Source organism: Streptosporangium amethystogenes, from assembly GCF_000721075.1.
In the GTDB taxonomy this organism is placed as follows: Bacteria; Actinomycetota; Actinomycetes; order Streptosporangiales; family Streptosporangiaceae; genus Streptosporangium; species Streptosporangium amethystogenes.
In genome coordinates this window covers 1-17,335 of sequence record NZ_JOEQ01000066.1, presented here as the reverse complement: position 1 = coordinate 17,335, position 17,335 = coordinate 1, and the positions used below count along the sequence as shown (strand labels likewise).

Here is a 17,335-nt window from a genome sequence, read left to right as displayed (position 1 = left end):
GGGTCATGGCCGTTTCAGTGGGAGGTGGCCGAGATGGCTTCCAGCAACTCGCCGACCTTGTCTTGGGGCAGCTTTGCCGCGAGGTCGGCCTGGCTGATGATGCCGACCAGTTCCTTGTTCTCCAGCACCGGCATGCGGCGGATCTTGTGCTCGGCCATCTGGTGAAGAACCTCGTCGATGTCGGCGTTGACGTCGATGGACCGCACCGGGGCTTCGGTGAGGTCGCCAGCCTTGACCTCGGCTGGGTTCTTGCCCTTTGCGGTGCATTTCACCACGATGTCACGGTCGGTGATGATCCCCTTGAGCTGGCCGTTCTCGTCGCAGACCGGCAAGGAGCCGACATTCAATTCAGCCATCCGCTGGGCGGCCTCGGCAAGACTGTCGTTGATCCGCAGGCACTCACAGCCGCGGTGCATGACATCACGTGCTGTCGTCATAGTCGATCTTCTTTCTCTCTGGGCCCTTTTCGCCTTCCCTGCTCTGCCCCCGGGCCGGGAAACCTCGCCCAACAGGTCCTTGACCTGCACTTTCGACAACCGGATCCGGAGCATGGCAGCGCTTGTCGTCCTACGGGCTCGGAAACCACCGGCGTACCTGAAAGGCTCTCACCGCCGTCGGGGACCGGCTCAAGGTGCAGGCCCGCCATTCGTAGCATCCTGGCTCAGACCACGAGCTCCTCCACGGCTCGGCATCCCTGCCCCCAGAACAGGTCACCAGAAACGGGGACGCCCTCTACCACATCCTCCAACAACGAACCCGCCACGCCAATCGCCGAACTCGACTCGATGAGCTCCAGAGGAAGCAAGACGACTCCACCTGGGACACATGATGACGAGCAAGAGAGGTGGCCCGAGATCGTCAAGGCTGACCTTCCTGGGCGGTGCCGGTACCCGTCAGGACACATCCCCGCCTTCGCCGTGAACCACGCCGCATCTACTGGCTCCGGGAGCTGCGGCACCTCGGCATGATCCCGAAGGTCCCGGTGTACGTGGACAGCCCCATGGGCCGGGCCGCCCGCGACGTCTAGCCATGGTGGGCAGGGAGATCGCCGGGCCGTGGCTGGGCTGGCTGGGCATGATCGTCGCCGTGATCGGCCTGATCACGGGCATCGGCAGCTTCCTCGCCACTCCGACCGGGTTCGCGATGCTTCAAGCCTACGTCCTGGGCATCGCGTTCACGCTGTGGATCGCCGTCGCCTCCGTTGTCTCCGTTGTCATGCTGGTGCGCCCGGAGGTGGAGCGCACTCTTGCACTGCGCGCGGTCTTCGCTCGCTGACGGCGCGACGCGGTCACGGCTTCTCCCGATGCCACACGGAGGAGGCCGGACGTCCGGCATGAGAGCGCCGGGATTGGAGAGCCTCGCGGCTACGCGGAGCCCCACTGAAGACCTGGCACGTCTCACCGGAGGATCGGAGGGGAAGGCACATGACCATGCCCTGCATAGTCACGCCCCCCTGTGATGGCTGGGGCCGCATGGGCGGCGGATGGGCCTGGTTCTGGCGGATACTGATGATGCTGCTCGTAGCGGCCCTCTTCGCCTTTGGCGACCTGGCTCCTCGTTCGGGCGGTCACGGCCTCGCAGCCCGACCCCGCCGATCGCACGGTCGAGCCTGGGTCGGGCGCGGGACGTCCTGGCAGAACGGGTACGCCCGCGGTGAAATCTCCACGGAGGAGCACCACGACAGGCTCACCCACCGCTGAGAGACCGCCTGCCTGGCGGTATTCCGGTACGAAAGCCCCTTCCTGTTAGGGTCAAAATTCTCTATTAGGACAAAAGACCACAAACCGAGGCTGAGGGAAAGACTCAACCGGGGGCGATCAACGTGATTACTCTGAGCATTATCAAGGCCGACACCGGGGGGTTCGTCGGCCATACGGCTGTGCATCCGGACATGATGAGCGAAGCTGGCCGTGAGATAGCCCGAGCCGTCGAATCGGGGCTGCTGATCGACGGACACGTGGCGAGCTGCGGCGATGACCTCTCGCTCATCATGACGCATACCTACGGCCCGGACACCGACCTCATCCACTCCTTCGCCTGGGACACCTTCCAGGCCACCACCCGCATCGCCAAGCAGCTCGGCCTGTACGGCGCCGGCCAGGACCTGCTGTCGGACGCCTTCTCCGGCAACCTGCGCGGCATGGGTCCCGGCTACGCCGAACTCGAATTCGAAGAGCGGCCATCGGAGCCGGTGATCTGCTTCCTGGCAGACAAGACCGAACCGGGCGCGTGGAACCTGCCGCTGTACAAGATGTTCGCCGACCCGTTCAACACCGCCGGGCTGGTCATCGACACCAAGATGCACGCCGGCTTCACCTTCGAGGTCTACGACCTGTACGACGAGAAGCGCATCCTCTTCGACTGCCCGGCCGAGCTGTACGAGATGCTCATGTACATCGGCGCCCCGGCCCGCTACGTCATCCACAGCGTCCGCTCCAAGACGCTCGGCGAGACCGCCGCCGCCACCAGCACGCAGCGGTTGTCGCTCATCGCCGGCAAGTACGTCGGCAAGGACGACCCCGTCATGATCGTCCGCTGCCAGTCCGGGCTACCCGCGGTGGGCGAGGTGCTGGAACCGTTCACCTTCGCCTACGGGGTCGCCGGCTGCATGCGAGGCTCACACCACACCCCGATCATGCCCGTCTCGGCCGGGCACGCGCACCCGTCGCGCTTCGACGGCCCACCGCGCGTGGTCGCCCTGGGCTTCCAGATCCACGACGGCAAGCTGATCGGCCCGCGCGACCTGTTCGCTGACCCCGCCTTCGACCGGGCACGCCAGCAGGCCAACGAGGCCATGGACTACTTCCGCCGCCATGGCCCATTCGAGCCGCACCGGCTGCCCCTGGAAGACCTCGAATACACCACCATGACCGTCCTCACCAAGAGGCTCGCCAGCCGCTGGACACCGATGACAACCGAACTCGCGACGGCCGGGACGAGCAGAAGGTGAAGGTAGCGGAGCCTCGTCCTGCCCTTGAGCGTGAATCATCGATGCGTTCGAGGCGACAGCCATGACAATGCCGATCATCGTCGGTGTGGACGGATCAGCGCCCTCGCTGCAGGCCGCGAGCTGGGACGGTCGGGGGGCCGCCATCCGGCATGCCCCGCGGCGGGTACTGTACGCGGTGTCCCGGTGGCCCCACGACGTACCGCTCGCTCCCAGCCTCGTTCCTGGGGAACCGGCGCGGAGGGCCTTATCTGTTGGGTGAAGCTGCGCTGATGGACGCCAGCGTGGAGTCGCGTTCCAGATCGACGGCCAGGTCGCCCAGCGACACCACGCCCACCGGCCGCTCGCCGTCGAGCACGGGCAACCGGCGTACCGCGTGCAGGCACATCAGCTCCACCGCGTACCACTCCCCATCGTCCAGAGAGACCGTGACAAGCTTCCTGCTGCAGATGTCACCTGCCGAGACGAGCTCGGGAGACAGGCCGAGCGCGATCGCCCGCACCACGATGTCCCTGTCGGTCAGCACTCCGAACAGCCGCCCGTCCTCCATGACGAAGACGTCACCGATGTCGTACTCGCGCATCTCCCGAGCCGCGGCCACCAGCGTGGAATCGACGCTCACCATCACGACATCCCTCGTCATCACGTCCCGAACGTGGCGTTTCATAGCAGGTCCTTAGCCGGCGACAGCACTCGTGGAGGGGAGGCCGACGCAACGCCCCAGCCGGTCAGCGTGCAGCGACCGCATCGGCGCTCTCGCCTCGATGATGCCCCGCGCCCAGGCACGGAAGTCACATCAGTCGCCGATTTTGCGGCCCAGAACAGATCGCCCAATCTTCCGGAAGGCCAGTGTTCGGGCATGCTTCCCTCCGGAGGGGCAAGGAAGGTGCCCGAAATATTCACCTCCGGAAAAGTGACAAGCGTCAACGGTGGTGACCCGGCATGTAGAAACCCATGGACGTCGCATGAGGCGGGGTCCGTCCGACCTTCTCGACGCCACCGGCAGGTACTCCGCTCGCAGGATGTTCACGCCTGGACAACCGCATGTCTGTTTGGCTCGCGCCCGAGAGCCATCGGCGGTGTGGTCAAGAAGTCAGGGACAAGAGTTTGATGGCCTACATCTCGTGTCATCGGCCTCGCGGGGAACACGCGGCAAGGTCGGCAGAACCCCTGGGAGGCCAGGTGAACAAGCGGCGCCCCATACTCATCGGCTATGACGAATCGCCGGAGAGCGAGAAGGCGCTGTGCTGGGCCGTCCAGGAAGCGCTGCTAGGGGAGTTGCCTATTCTGGTCTGCCACGCCTGGCAGTGGCCGCACCCGCACCGGCCTGTTGAGCAGGAAGCATGATGCCCCGTCGCCTTGACCCCGCCCACCAGACGGGTAGGAGAAGCCTTGGGCCAACTGCTCGCGAGGGTCTTTTCACTGATGCCGGGCTTTCTATGCCTGTCGTTCTGCACCGTATCGCGAGCATCAGGCCCACGAACGAGGGTGCGTACATGAAGATCAGGGACGTAATTTCCACGCCGGCGGTGGCCCCCGCCGTTTGCGCGACTATCCGTAATGTCGCACAGCATATGGACTACCACGGTGTCGGCTGTGTAGTCCTGTCGGATGCGTGGCGCCTCGTCGGTATTGCGACCGATCGCGATCTGGCTATTCGCGCACTTGCTCGGGGGTGGGCGATGATCTCCCGGTCAGCCAGGTGAAGACTCCCGATCCGGTAACGGTAGGTCAGGCGACGATCTCGACGTGGCCTTCGAGGTGTTCCCCCGGCTACCCGCGCTCGACGAGGAAGTCGTCATCGGCGTGCTTACGGTGGATGACCTGCTCAAGCCCGTCGCCAGCGAGATCGGCAAGCCGCAGTCATCCATCTGGGCAGAGTACTGCGTGACCCCGGGGTGGGCTCACGAATTGTGGGCCCTTCGACCCTGCGCACCAGGCTCCTTACCGCCTGATGGTGATGAGAGGGGTGTCCTTCACCACCGACGTGGGGATTCGTGTGAGGTACGGCGAAGCGTCGGGGGAGGCAGGTACGCCGAGTGTTCGTTGATCGTCATGATGCGGGTGTGCGTCTGGCCGAACGTCTGACCGGGCTTGTCACCGAGGAGAATGTGGTCGTTCTGGGGCTGCCCAGAGGCGGCGTACCCGTGGCCTTCGAGGTGGCCCAGGCCTTGGGCGCGCCGCTGGATGTGATCGTGGTCCGCAAGCTGGGCGTGCCGTTCCAGCCGGAGCTGGGATTCGGTGCTGTCGGAGAAGGTGGCATACGCGTCATCAATTCGGACGTCGTCAGGCTGGCGGATGTGACGAACGCGGAGATGGCCACGGTAGAGAAGCGCGAGCAGGCCGAGGTGCTGCGCCGTGCGCTCCGCTTTCGCGCTGATCGCGCACCGGTCGACCTCACCGGCCGTACGGTCATCGTCGTGGACGACGGGATCGCCACGGGCGGCACCGCTCGCGCCGCCTGCCAGGTGGCTCATGCGCGCGGGGCCTCGCGAGTGATCTTGGCGGTCCCTGTCGGAACGCCGGACACGATCGCGAGACTGCGCGAGGACGCCGACGAGGTGATCTGTTTGGAGACACCTACCGCTCTTTGGGCCATTGGCGCCTGGTACGCCGACTTCACCCAGACCACTGACGAGCAGGTGATCGAACTGCTGCAGCGGGCCGCACCACCTGCCGCCGAGGGTGCGGTGGCCAAGAAGGGTCGCGTGGTGAAATCTGATTCGCCGAAGGCTGCCGTCGAGGTGCTGGTGGATGCCGGTCCTGTCCGACTGCCGGGGCAACTCGTCGTGCCGGAGGAGGCTGCGGGGGTAGTGGTCTTCGTGCACGGCAGTGGCAGCAGCCGGCACAGTCCACGCAACCGGTACGTGGCCTCGGTGCTCAACCAGGCAGGTCTGGGCACCTTGCTGTTCGACCTGCTCACGGTCGAGGAGGAGTACGACCGTGGCAACGTGTTCGACATCGAGTTGCTGACCGGACGGCTCGCGCAGGTGACGGCATGGCTCAGTGGCCAGCCTCAGGTCGCGGGACTGCCGGTCGGCTATTTCGGAGCCAGCACCGGGGCGGCGGCCGCGCTGTGGGCAGCGGCTGAACCGGCCAGCCGGGCGACCGCCATCGTCTCACGAGGCGGACGACCGGATCTGGCCGGACCGCGGCTGCCGGCAGTGCGCGCGGCGACGCTGCTGATCGTGGGAGGCCGCGACGAACTGGTGCTCGACCTCAACCGAGCGGCACAACAGCGGTTGCGCTGCGAGAACCGCCTCGAGGTCATCCCTGATGCCACACACCTGTTCGAAGAGCCCGGAGCGCTGGAGAACGTCGCCGACCTGGCACGCGACTGGTTCACCGACCATCTCGGCACCCGCGTGGGCTGAGAAGCTCAGCGCTGCCTCCGCTGGTGCCGGACCGGGGCCAGGGGTGTTCGAAGCAGGCCCCTCGGACGCTACATCGGTCGCCTCACCGCCACACACCATTGGGGCGAAAATGGGACACATGATCGAACTAATCGAGGAAACGTCCTTTCGCTTTCGCATCGAGCGGCATGCAGCGATGCTGGTGCCTGGCGTCGTCCTGGCCTCTCGCGTCCTGCTTCCGGAGGAGCAGGCGCTGCAGCAGGTCGTCAACGTGGCCACCCTGCCGGGCATCGTCCGAGCCTCCTACGCCATGCCCGACGTGCACTGGGGCTATGGGTTCCCGATCGGCGGCGTGGCCGCCACCGACATCGCGGCCGGAGGTGTGGTCTCCCCGGGCGGGGTCGGGTTCGATATCTCCTGTGGGGTACGGCTGCTCGCGGCCGACCTCGATCGCGACCGGCTGGCGCCTTGGCTGGCACGGCTCCTGGATCGCCTCGATCATGTCATCCCGCGGGGTACCGGCCGGGGCGCCGTCTGGCATCTGGCCGGGCGGCCACAGCTCGAAAAGGTCCTGTGCGGCGGCGCCCGGTACGCCGTCGAGCAGGGCCACGGCGTGGCGCGGGATCTGGAGCGCTGCGAGGACTTCGGCGCCGTCGCCGACGCCGATATCTCCCAGGTCGGGTTCCGGGCCCTAGAGCGGGGACTGAACCAGGTGGGCAGCCTCGGCTCCGGCAACCACTTCCTGGAGATCCAGGCCGTGCAGGAGGTCTACGACGAGGCGGTGGCGGCCGCGTTCGGCCTGAGCCGTGACCAGGTGTGCGTGATGATCCACTGCGGCTCGCGCGGGCTCGGCCACCAGATCTGCACCGACCACGTGCACGCGATGGAAAAGGCAATGCCGCACTACGGCATCACCGTGCCCGACCGGCAACTCGCCTGCGCCCCGGTCGATTCCCCCGAAGGCCGCGCCTACCTCGCTGCCATGGCCGCCGCGGCCAACTACGGGCGAGCCAACCGGCAACTGCTCGGCGAGGCCACGCGACGGGCCTTCGCCGACATCGCCGACGGCCGCCTGGATCTGGTGTACGACGTCTCGCACAACCTGGCCAAGATCGAAACACACGACGGCATGCGACTGTGCGTCCACCGCAAGGGCGCCACCCGGGCGCTGCCGCCGTACCATCCCGATCTCCCGGCCGATCTGGCCCCGGTGGGCCAGCCTGTGCTGATCCCGGGCACCATGGGCACCGCCTCCTACGTGCTGACCGGCGTTCCCGGCGGTGAGGCGTTCCACTCCACCTGCCACGGCGCGGGCCGTACCCAAAGCCGCCACCAGGCGGCGCGGTCCATCAGCGGCCGGCAGCTGCGCGATCGCCTGGAGGAGCAGGGCATCGCCGTACGCGGCGCGACCTGGCGCGGGCTGGCCGAGGAGACGCCCACCGCCTACAAGGACGTCGACGCCGTGGTCACCGCCAGCGAGGGAGCAGGGCTATGCCGCAAGGTCGCCCGCCTGGTCCCCCTCGGCGTCGTCAAAGGCTGAACGAGAAGGGAACGCCGATGAGCGCCGATGCCGGCCACCGCCCCCTTCCCCACACCGCCGACACCCGGATCCAAGCCTGGGCATCGACCGCAGGGGAATGCATCGCCCAGGCGGTGCTCGGCATGGCGGACAGCTTCCTCGACCTGCGCGGCGCCGCCGCCACCGGCGAGCACAACCTCTGCATTGATCCCGGCGAACCTCAAGATCAGTTGGTGGCCGTTCTTGACGAGGTCATCTACCTGATGGACACCACCGGACGGATCCCGATCAAGGCGGCGGCCGTGCACGATCAGAACCGTCTGCGACTCCACCTGGCCATGGCCGATCTGGCGGCCGTACCCCAGACCGGAGCGGTGCCCAAGGCCGTCGCCCTGCATCAGCTGACCTTCGAACACCACGCAGACCGGTGGACCTGCACGGTGACCCTGGACGTATGACGCCGCTTGGACGTGATCGATCTCTTGACCGGCACAAGATTATCGACTCGGAAGCGCATGCTGAGGAATGTGAGCGTCACCTGATCCCGATAATGGCGGGAGGAGAGCAGCGCAGGGCCGGAAGTCTTGAACGGGACAGGCGTTGGTCAGCGCAGCCGCCGGAGCAGTGGCGGGGGCGGCGGTTCGCAAGGCGCCACCCTGATGCGCGCGTCCACCGTGGTGGCGCCGTCCGGGGTGACAATGACCGGGTTGAGGTCGAGTTCGGCCACCTGAGGGAGGTCGTCGAGCAGCCTGCCGATTCGCGTGATCTGGTCGGCGAGAGCGTCGACGTTGACGGGTGGCGAGCCGCGGTAGCCGTGCAGCAGCGGGGAGCAGCGCAGCTCGCCGATCATGTCGGTCGGGTCTGTGACGGGCGGCACCCGGAAGGTGCGGTCGGCCAGCACGCCGCCCATGCCCGCCATGACCAGCGGTCCGAACGCCGGGTAGTTGACGCCACCAAGGATGATCTCGACACCGGCCGGCAGCATGCGCTGGACGATTGCGCCGGTCATGTCCGGGCCGACGCGTTCGGAGATCTCCTGGTACGCCTGCCGGACCTCATCCGGAGTGCGAAGGCCGAGCCGGACACCGCCGGCCTCGCTCTTGTGCACGGGGCCCACGGCCTTCAGCACGATCGGTGGCCCGAGCCGCGCGGCCGCCCCGGCGGCGGCCTCGGGATCGTCCACGTCGATGGAGGCCACCACAGGCACGCCGTAGCAGCCCAGCAGCCCTCCGGCAGCTGCCGGGGAGAGCCAGCGGCCCTCGGGATGCGCGGCAGCTCCGCCCGGATGATCTGCCGCGCCGTCTCGGTGTCCGCCCGCACGGGCGGGGCGGCGGGTTCGGCAGGGCGGCGGCGCCATTCGGCGTGCCGGACGGCGTGAGCGAGGGCTTCGACGGCCTGCTCGGGGAAGGCGTAGCTGGGAATCCGGCCGTCGATTAGGTCGTCATGCCCGGCGACGCAGGCCAGCACGGTGCAGCACCGCGTAGATCGAGCTCGGTGCCTCGACACTCACCGTGGAGGAAACCCCCGGGCTGAACCGGACCTTTTGTTCCCGAACATCCTGCACGGGGGTGCCCCAGGTGCCACGCGGTCCTCTTGGCAGAGGGCAGGATCGAGTGATCGTTGGACCCAGGTTGATGAGCCACTCTACATCGGCCATGTCTCGCGCCCTTCCGGCGACCACCAGAGCGGAAGGAAAACAATCCGTTCACCAGCCGAGCGTGTCAGTCCAGCGCGTAAACGCGGTGAACGAACTCGGCAAGCTTACTGTCGGGCAACTCCTTGGCGAGGTCGGCTTCGCTGATGATGCCGGCGAGACGGCGGTCTTCGATCACGGGCAGGCGCTTGATGTGGTGCTGCTCCATCGCGAACAGCGCCTCCTCGAGGCTGGCATCGGCGTCCACCCATACCAGGCCACGAGCCAGTTCCCCCGCGGTGGTCTGGTCGATGTCCATGCCATGAGCGCAGCACAGGACCACAATGTCCCGGTCAGTGATGATCCCCTTGAGCCGGTCATCGTCTCCGCAGATGGGCAGCGCACCGACGCCGAGATCGCACATCATCTGTGAGGCGACGCGCAGACTCTCGTGTTCGCCGATGCACTGAACTCCCTCATGCATCACATCCCGGGCTTTCCTCCCGGATTCCCCTACCTCCATCGCTCACCTCCCGAACACCTCGACGAAGCCCTCCGACTCCTCGTACCCCAAGTCGGCCCAAGCGTCGGGGAGCCGGTCACCTGAAATGGGTAAAGATCGCTCCTGTCGAAGGCCGGCCCGTCCGATGATGCGGATCCGGCCACTCCGCCCACGATCCGCTCCGCCTGTCATTGCTGCCCCTGTCCTTCGCCTGGTGGCATTCGTGGCCGCCGGGGAGGCCAACCAGCACCTGCGGGACTTCATCGCCCGAGTGAACGAAAGTGATGCTTCCTTGCGGCCCCTGGTCGCCGAACCGGGTGGGGCAGGAATGGATTTCTGGGGAAAGGGTGCCAGGTCGAACTCCAGAGACAGCTGGAGCTCCTACTGTGCGGGTGATGTTGAAGGTGAGGACGCAGCAGTGCGAGAAGACCCCGCCAGGGTGACCTCAGGCAGGGCCTTGAGCTGGCGTTGTCGCTCGCTTCGCCGCTGAGGGCCGTCGGCCCATCTCGTCATGCCTGATAGGAGGCAGAGCCGATGGGTAAGTGCAGGGAAGGGGATGGGTGGTTCGGAAAGGGTGGACTGCCCAGAAGGGGGTAATCGTGACGACGGCACGGGACATCATGCATTCAGGCGTCGAGTGCATAGGTGAGCGCCAGAATCTCGCCTTCGCCGCGCAGCGCATGCGCGAGCTCGACGTCGGGGCGTTGCCGATCTGCGGCGACGACCGGCTCCATGGCATCATCACCGACCGGGACATCGTGCTCAAGTGCGTCGCCACCGGAGGTGACCCGAACACGGTCACCGCGGGCGAACTGGCTCAGGGCAAGCCCATCACCGTCGAGGCCGGCGCGGACGTCCAGCAGGTACTCCAGGCCATGGAGCAGCACCGGATCCGCCGCCTGCCGATGATCGACCAGCACCGGCTCGTCGGGCTGATCAGCGAGGCCGACCTGGCTCGGCACCTGCCCGAAGAGACGGTCGGCCGCTTCGTGGAGGCGATCTGTGCAAGCCCATGACCAGGGCAGTCAGCAGGAAGCCGGTGGAGGTCGCAGCAAACCGGCCTGATGCCCCGCTACGAGCGGAGGTGGAACACCGATGACGCTGCAGATCGTGGCGGGAACGGCCAACCGTGCGCTGGCCGGTTCCGTCGCCTCGATGCTGGGCATCGAGCCGGCCGCAGCGGTGGTGGAGCGGTTTCCGGACGGTGAGCTCCGGCCCGTCGTGGACGGGCTGGGGGGCGCGGACGTCTACCTGGTTCAGCCCACGGGTCCGCCGGTCAACGAGCACGTGATGGAGTTGCTGTTGCTGGTCGATGCCTGCCGTCGAGCGGGTGCGGCGCGGATCACCGCGGTCATGCCGTACTTCGGGTATGCCCGTCAGGACCGTCGTGGCCGGGCCGGGCAAGCGATCGGAGTCCACGTCGTCGCCAACGCGCTCGCTTCGGCCGGAATGTGGCGTCTGATCGTGGTGGATCCTCACACAGTCGCGCTGGAGGCCATCTGCGCTGTTCCGGCGGAGATGCTGACGGCCGTGCCAGTCCTTTCCCAGGCGCTCGGTGAGCAGGTGCGGGACGGCACTGTGGTGGTGGCACCCGATCTCGGCGCGGTCAAGCTGGCTGAGCACTATGGCCGGTTGCTGTCGCGGCCTGTGGCGGTGGTGCGCAAGACCCGGCTGAGCGGGACGAGCGTGATCGCCGAGGAACTGGTAGGAGACGTCCGAGATCGTCCAGTGGTCATCGTCGACGACATGATCAGTACCGGCGGCACGATCGAGGCCGCCGCGGAGGTCGTGGCCGACCACGGCGCCGCGCCGGAGATCATCGTGGTCGCGACCCACGGGTTGTTCGTGGAGTCGGCGGCCAAGCGCCTCGGCCGCGCCACGATCCAGCGGGTCCTGGTCACCGACACCGTCGCCCAGCCGACCAGACCGGAGATGCCGCTCAGCGTGTGCTCAGTGGCTCCGCTGCTGGCCGATGCCATCAGGCGCCTACACAGAGACGAGCCCCTGGACGACCTGCTGGCACGGGCATGACGGTCCCACGGCGACCGGCGCGCGGCTGAACTGGCGAACAGGAGACGACATCGGGAGGAACAATGTCGCACACGCGAGTACAGAGCATCGAGCACACCATCCAGACCACCAACCGGTGGCTGACCGACCTTGCTGAGGCGATCGGCACCGAGGACCGGGACTTCGCCCAGCGGGTGCTGAAGGCCTGGCTGCACGCGGTCAGGGATGGCCTGACGGTCGACAGCGCGGCCCATTTCGCCGCGCAACTGCCTGATCTGCTCCGCGGGGTGTACTACAACGGCTGGGATCCCAGCCACGTGCCGATCCGCCGCAGCCGGGAAGAGTTCATCGAGCACTTCGCCCGCTCCAGCCGCACCGCCCTCAGCGACGTACCCAAGCTCGCCTCCGCGGTCACCGCGGTCCTGTGCAAGGAACTCTCGGAACCGCCGGTCATACACATGCTCGAGCGGCTGCCGCAGGACGTGCGCGCCCTGTTGCGGCCCGCAGAGCCGACCGAAAGGGGCTGACCCGTATGTCCGAACCGATCATCGTAGGTGTGGACGGCTCCCGGGCAGCGCTGGCCGCGGTGCTGTGGGCGGCCGATGACGCGGCTCGACGCGGCTGCGACCTGCGGATCGTCCATGTCGTGGCACCGCCCGTCTACGGCGGGCAACCGTATGAGCGCTCGCTTGACGACGCGGCCCGCCAGGAAAGTGAGCGGCTGCTGGCCGAGGCCGCCGCGCTGGCGGCCGAGTACCACGCCAACGTCCAAGTGAGCACCGAACTGCTCTACGGCAACACCACCGACATATTGCGCGCGCAAGCCGTCGAGGCCGCGACCATCGTGGTGGGCAGCCGCGGCCTGGACGGATTCGCCGGGCTCCTGCTGGGCTCGGTGGGACTGGGCCTGGCCGGGCACGTGGCAGGGCCTGTGGTGGTGGTCCGCGGGGCACCCGCCATCGTGCAGGGCGAGATCGTGGCCGGAGTTAATCCCGACGACGCCGTACACCCGGCCCTCGATTACGCCTTCGAGGAGGCGCAGGCACGCGGTGCCCGGCTGCAGGTCGTGCACGCCTGGGACATGCCATCCAGCAGGGCAGGCCCCGAAATCATCGCCCAGGCACAGCAGGAACGTGCTCGCAGCGTGCTGACACCGTGGACGAAGCGGCACCCCGGCGTCGTGGTAACCGTATCGGTCTTCCGCGGGAATCCCATCGCGGCGCTGTGCGAGGCGTCCGCTCGTGCCGACCTGGTCGTCGTGGGCTCGCGCGGCCGGGGAGTGATCCGCTCGGCCGTGCTCGGCTCGGTCAGCCACGGCGTCCTGCACTACGCCCCCTGCCCGGTGGCCGTCGTACGGCCACGCGTCCGAACCGACTGAAGCGTTTCGACAGGCGATGGGAGGCCGTTATGTCACATCACCTGCTCGTCAAGCGGCTGGTGAAGGCGGAGACTCCGGCGCCGGAGATCGTGTCGGCCTACTACACCGTTCCCGCCGATCCCGTGAAATTCACGAGAGTCCTGCCGAACGTGGAGCACCTCGTCCGGCGGGCCGCCAGAGGCCGCGTGGACAACCGCCACTCTCGACGACGTGCACGCGGCGGTGGAGGGGACACTCGGCTGGCTTGGCGACGGCGTGGCCGTCTTCGCCGCGCATGCCCGTGGCCTCTTCGAACGACTCCGGTTGCCCAGCCCGGTCCCGTACGCCGCGACAATGGGGACCAAGCCATATCTACGGCCCCTGATCACGGCCGTGCACCGCTGCCACCTTTACTGCATCGCCGTGGTCGACGAGGCGCACGCCTGGATCTGGATCAGCGACAACATCGCGAAGATCAGCACCATCACCGACGAGGCGCCGCGCAAACCCAACTTCGCGGGCTGGTACGGGCTGTCCGAACACCGTGTCCGCTCTCGTACGCAAGGGCTCCGCGTGCGCCACTACCGCAACGTCGCCGCGGCGATCGGACGGACCATGGGCGCAGAGGCGATCGACCTGCTGGTGCTCGGTGCTCATGAGCACGAGATCCCCCTCGTCGTGCATGAGTTGCCGGCTTGTCTCCGTGCGCGGGTGGCCGGCCACTTCGTCGTGGACCCGAGCACCCTCGACCCCGGCAAGGTGAAGCCGATCGCCGACCACATGGTGGCCAGCTGGCTCGCTGATCATGATGAGAAGCTGGTCGCGGAGGTGGCGGGTGACGCCGCTGCGGGGGATCATGCGGTCATCGGGCTGGCCGGCTGTCTGGCGGCCGTCAACGCCCGGGCGGTCAGGTTGCTGCTCGTCGACGACCGTGTCCGGGTCGAGGGGGTGGGGTTTCATGCGTGAGATCAATGCCAGCTGGATGGGCGACGAGATGGGCCCGGCGAGAGTGGTGTTCCTGCGGCCGACGCCTTGGATGGAGGCGGTCGTTGTGGTGGACAACCTGGCTCTCGGGCCTGCTGTCGGCGGGGTACGGCAGACGCCTGCGGTGAGCCCGGCCGAGGTGGCACGTCTGGCTCGGGCGATGACCCTGAAGAACGCCGCCGCGGGTCTGCCTTTCGGCGGCGGTAAGGCGGGGATCACGCTGGCACCCATCATGGACAGCAAGCCTCATGATCGGGAGATGCGTGCGTTCGCCAGGGCCATCGAGCCACTCACGGACTACATTCCCGGCCCGGACATGGGCACTGACGAGTCCTGCATGGCGGTGATCCACGACGAGATCGGACGGTCGGTGGGCCTGCCCGGCGTGCTCGGCGGTATCCCTCTGGACGAGCTGGGAGCGGCAGGGTATGGCCTGGCCTATTGCGCGCAGACGCTCGCCGAAGCGGGAGTGATCAGTCTTGAGGACGCCCGGGTGATCGTTCAGGGTTTCGGCGCGGTGGGCACGCACGCCGCGCTGATGCTGAAGCGGCGTGGGGCGGTCGTGATCGCCGTGTCCGACAGCAGGGGCGCCATATCGGAGCTGAGCGGGCTGGACGTGGAGGAGCTGATCGCTTTCAAACATGCGGGCGGACACGTGGCCGATTTCCCCGGTGGCAGCGCACGGCAACGCGACGAGATCCTCACGATGCCCTGTGAGCTGCTCATTCCGGCCGCCCAGCCCGACGTGTTCACCAAAGACAACGCGCGCCACGTCCGCGCCCAGGTGATCCTTCAGGGCGCCAACATTCCCGCCACCCCCGAAGCCGAACAGATCTTCCACGAGCGTGGCGTGCTGTGTGTCCCGGATGTGATCGCCAACGTTGGCGGTGTGATCTGCGCAACGGTCGAATACGCGGGCGGCAGCCCGGCCCAGGCCCTGGCCACGATCGAGGAGAAGATCCGCAGCAACACGACGGAGCTGATGGACCGAGTCACGCATGACGGCTGCCTCCCCCGCAAGGCCGCCATCGACATGGCCATGGCTCGCATCCGCGCCGCCGAGGCCTACCGTCGCCGCTTCTGACCGGGCTTGCGTGTGTACGGATCAACGTCCTCACTGACTGTTCGGGATGAGATCGGTGCGGCAGCTGGCGTGGATATCGATCAGGGATCGTTCCCGCCTTCCAGAAGCCGGACCACCCCCGCCTCAACTGCCTGGACCGCTACGCGATCGCATTCTCGGCCCCCTGAGAAAGGCCCGCGCCCAGCTGCGAGACACGGCGCTGCCTGAGCCTGGCCCTCCAGCAGCCAGCCGCACACCACCTGAATTTCAGAAGTCAACTGATCGCGCTCAGTAATCGATGAGTTGCGATTACCACATTGCCACGATGATGCCGCTACCACCATCATCGGGGTGCGCTCCATGATGACCTGTCGCCCAGGCCAGCGGTCATCCACGCGTGGCTTTGGCAGGTCCTGCGCCTGGCGGGGCCCTGCGCGAGCGCACCTTCACAGCGCGAGACGCCCAACCCACGCAGGGCCATTCCGGACATGCTCTCCGCGCGATCCTGCCGCCGCTTCTGAGACTCGCGTTTCAGCCCGTCCCGCGCGGCTTGCCGGCGGTGGAGGATCACCCACACTGGCCGACGGTGCGGAGTTACTCTTGCCCAGGCCCTCGTGGGCACTCATATCGGTTCGAGTTGAGGGGGCCGGGCGCAGCCGTCGCCAGCCGCCGCCGTAAAGTTGGCGAGCTCCGCCTCGACGTCCACGGTGATATCTAGGGGTCCCGGTACGAATGAAGAACTTGCTGCTGACGTACGATGACGCAACCGCTCCAGCTGATCTTCACAGAAGATCCGGGTCGGCATCGACCACCCCATACCGCAACCGGTCAGGACCGTAGCGGAAGCGATCAACGTACGGAATCACCCTATGGGCTCGTTTCAACCTGAAACCGCAGGTCAGGGGTCTGGCCTGATCGTGGTTGGGCGTACTCGGGCTGGTGGTGCCCGGGAATCATGACGAGTGATCATCTGCCAGCAGCGAGTCAGTGTTTCTGGCGGATTCTGCAGCGGCCGACGACATCCGCCCTATGATCCGTATTCGTGTGGTTATCCACGGTAATCGTGGAAGGTGAGGCAGGGTGTTGTCACGGCTGGAACGGATCGCCGCCCGCCGTGCCGAACTGGCCGATCGGCACAGCACCTGACCAAGCAACTGACCGACGTCCAACACGAACTCGACCGGGTGAGCGTGGCCGAGCAGGTCGTCACCCAGATGCTCGCCGAGCCCGAACCCGCCGGTCAGGACATGCCGGTGGAGGCGCCCAGCACCGCCACCCGCACCGTATGAAGGGCGGCGCACCACTGCTCGGCGCGCTGCCAGGACAGGTCGGCCCCTTCGGCCCGTACCGCGCAGGGATGCACGATGCTGGAGATGTGGAGATCGAGGTCCTGGTGGTGCCCGATTGCCCGAATCGACACCTCGCCGCCGAGCGGCTGCGGCAGGCACTGGGCAAGGCTGGGCTACACACCACCGGCTTCACCACCCGGGTGATTGCCGACCAGGCCGACGCCAAGCGGACGGGCTTCACCGGCTCCCCGACGATCCTGATCGACGGCCACGACCCGTTCGCCGAGCCCGGCGCCGCCCCGGCGCTATCCTGCCGACTCTACCGCACCCCCGACGGCCCTGCCGGAGCGCCCGGCCTCGACCAGCTCCGGCAGGTTCTGCGAGCAGCCGCCGACACGGGCACCGGACTTTAGGCGGATCGCCGTCGGGAAAGCGATCGTCCGGCCGAGTGCACCACCCGTAGAACACCCATCAACCACGAGCCCACTCGCCGCCCTGGCTAAGACCTCTCGCAAGATGCGAGGGTGGTCTGTCTTGCAGGTCAGACCTGCTAAGGGAACCTCCGCGGCCCGTTTCGGGCGTATTCGTGAACCGCCGCATATTGCATCAGATGCGAATTGGCGACACCTCGCGCCCGACGGCTCGAACTCGACGAAGGAGCTGCTGTGTGCGCCGTTT

General features: G+C 67.1%; 18 protein-coding genes. 14 read left to right on the top strand and 4 right to left on the bottom strand.

Translation table 11 applies throughout. The features are described 5' to 3' along the window. Positions 1–14: 14 nt before the first annotated feature. Entirely contained in the window at positions 15–437 is a 423-nt protein-coding gene (locus IG98_RS0142230; RefSeq protein WP_030925865.1) for a CBS domain-containing protein, read from the bottom strand. 592 nt (positions 438–1,029) lie between these two features. Here IG98_RS0142230 and IG98_RS0142215 point away from each other — a divergent pair. Together IG98_RS0142215 and fbp are read left to right on the top strand one after the other, a co-directional pair. Continuing rightward, positions 1,030–1,275 carry a hypothetical protein gene (locus IG98_RS0142215; protein ID WP_030925863.1) on the top strand — a complete coding sequence of 82 codons (246 nt, stop codon included), beginning with the start codon at positions 1,030–1,032 and terminating at the stop codon, positions 1,273–1,275. 547 nt (positions 1,276–1,822) lie between these two features. After that, positions 1,823–2,950, top strand: coding sequence for a fructose-1,6-bisphosphate aldolase/phosphatase (gene fbp, locus IG98_RS0142205; RefSeq protein WP_030925859.1), 1,128 nt, complete (start codon positions 1,823–1,825; stop codon positions 2,948–2,950). Positions 2,951–3,194: 244 nt separating this feature from the next. On the opposite strand, the gene IG98_RS0142200 is transcribed toward fbp, so the two are convergent. Then, a complete protein-coding gene (locus IG98_RS0142200) occupies positions 3,195–3,614 on the bottom strand; it encodes a CBS domain-containing protein (RefSeq protein WP_030925857.1) in 420 nt (139 codons plus the stop codon). Between the two features lie 515 nt (positions 3,615–4,129). Here IG98_RS0142200 and IG98_RS49770 point away from each other — a divergent pair. From IG98_RS49770 to IG98_RS0142180, 4 genes are all read left to right on the top strand, one after another. After that, positions 4,130–4,294, top strand: a complete 165-nt coding sequence (locus tag IG98_RS49770) for a universal stress protein (protein ID WP_245651943.1) — start codon at positions 4,130–4,132, stop codon at positions 4,292–4,294. 692 nt (positions 4,295–4,986) lie between these two features. Further along, the gene (locus IG98_RS0142190; RefSeq protein WP_030925853.1) at positions 4,987–6,321 is read left to right on the top strand and encodes a phosphoribosyltransferase family protein; all 1,335 of its coding nucleotides are present in this window, start codon (positions 4,987–4,989) and stop codon (positions 6,319–6,321) included. A 118-nt stretch (positions 6,322–6,439) separates the two neighbouring features. Further along, positions 6,440–7,840: an RtcB family protein gene (locus tag IG98_RS0142185; protein WP_281178610.1), complete on the top strand. Its 1,401-nt coding sequence runs from the start codon at positions 6,440–6,442 to the stop codon at positions 7,838–7,840. Positions 7,841–7,857: 17 nt separating this feature from the next. Beyond that, entirely contained in the window at positions 7,858–8,277 is a 420-nt protein-coding gene (locus IG98_RS0142180) for an archease (RefSeq protein ID WP_030925848.1), read from the top strand. A 146-nt stretch (positions 8,278–8,423) separates the two neighbouring features. On the opposite strand, the gene IG98_RS0142175 is transcribed toward IG98_RS0142180, so the two are convergent. After that, a complete protein-coding gene (locus tag IG98_RS0142175; protein WP_245651942.1) occupies positions 8,424–9,026 on the bottom strand; it encodes an acetate--CoA ligase family protein in 603 nt (200 codons plus the stop codon). Between the two features lie 514 nt (positions 9,027–9,540). Further along, positions 9,541–9,936: a CBS domain-containing protein gene (locus IG98_RS0142170; RefSeq protein ID WP_245651941.1), complete on the bottom strand. Its 396-nt coding sequence runs from the start codon at positions 9,934–9,936 to the stop codon at positions 9,541–9,543. Positions 9,937–10,553: 617 nt separating this feature from the next. On the opposite strand from IG98_RS0142170, the gene IG98_RS0142165 reads away from it, so the two are divergent. The 8 genes from IG98_RS0142165 (at position 10,554) to IG98_RS0142130 (ending at position 17,070) form a co-directional block, all read left to right on the top strand. Next, complete coding sequence (locus IG98_RS0142165) at positions 10,554–10,970, top strand: CBS domain-containing protein (protein WP_030925842.1); 417 nt, start codon at positions 10,554–10,556, stop codon at positions 10,968–10,970. 79 nt (positions 10,971–11,049) lie between these two features. Then, complete coding sequence (locus tag IG98_RS0142160) at positions 11,050–11,985, top strand: ribose-phosphate diphosphokinase (protein WP_030925840.1); 936 nt, start codon at positions 11,050–11,052, stop codon at positions 11,983–11,985. Between the two features lie 62 nt (positions 11,986–12,047). Beyond that, on the top strand, positions 12,048–12,491 hold the full coding sequence (locus tag IG98_RS0142155; protein WP_030925838.1) for a DUF2267 domain-containing protein: 444 nt from the start codon (positions 12,048–12,050) through the stop codon (positions 12,489–12,491). A 5-nt stretch (positions 12,492–12,496) separates the two neighbouring features. Then, the gene (locus IG98_RS0142150) at positions 12,497–13,342 is read left to right on the top strand and encodes a universal stress protein (protein WP_030925836.1); all 846 of its coding nucleotides are present in this window, start codon (positions 12,497–12,499) and stop codon (positions 13,340–13,342) included. Between the two features lie 210 nt (positions 13,343–13,552). Then, positions 13,553–14,287 carry a baeRF10 domain-containing protein gene (locus IG98_RS0142145; RefSeq protein WP_030925833.1) on the top strand — a complete coding sequence of 245 codons (735 nt, stop codon included), beginning with the start codon at positions 13,553–13,555 and terminating at the stop codon, positions 14,285–14,287. Beyond that, positions 14,280–15,389 carry a Glu/Leu/Phe/Val family dehydrogenase gene (locus IG98_RS0142140; RefSeq protein ID WP_030925831.1) on the top strand — a complete coding sequence of 370 codons (1,110 nt, stop codon included), beginning with the start codon at positions 14,280–14,282 and terminating at the stop codon, positions 15,387–15,389. Before IG98_RS0142145 ends, IG98_RS0142140 begins: the two co-directional genes overlap by 8 nt. Before the next feature lie 1,049 nt (positions 15,390–16,438). Further along, a complete protein-coding gene (locus tag IG98_RS51635) occupies positions 16,439–16,657 on the top strand; it encodes a hypothetical protein (RefSeq protein ID WP_157594857.1) in 219 nt (72 codons plus the stop codon). Positions 16,658–16,725: 68 nt separating this feature from the next. After that, positions 16,726–17,070 (top strand): DsbA family protein, encoded by a 345-nt coding sequence (locus IG98_RS0142130; RefSeq protein WP_211264357.1) that lies wholly within the window; start codon positions 16,726–16,728, stop codon positions 17,068–17,070. Positions 17,071–17,335: the final 265 nt, after the last annotated feature.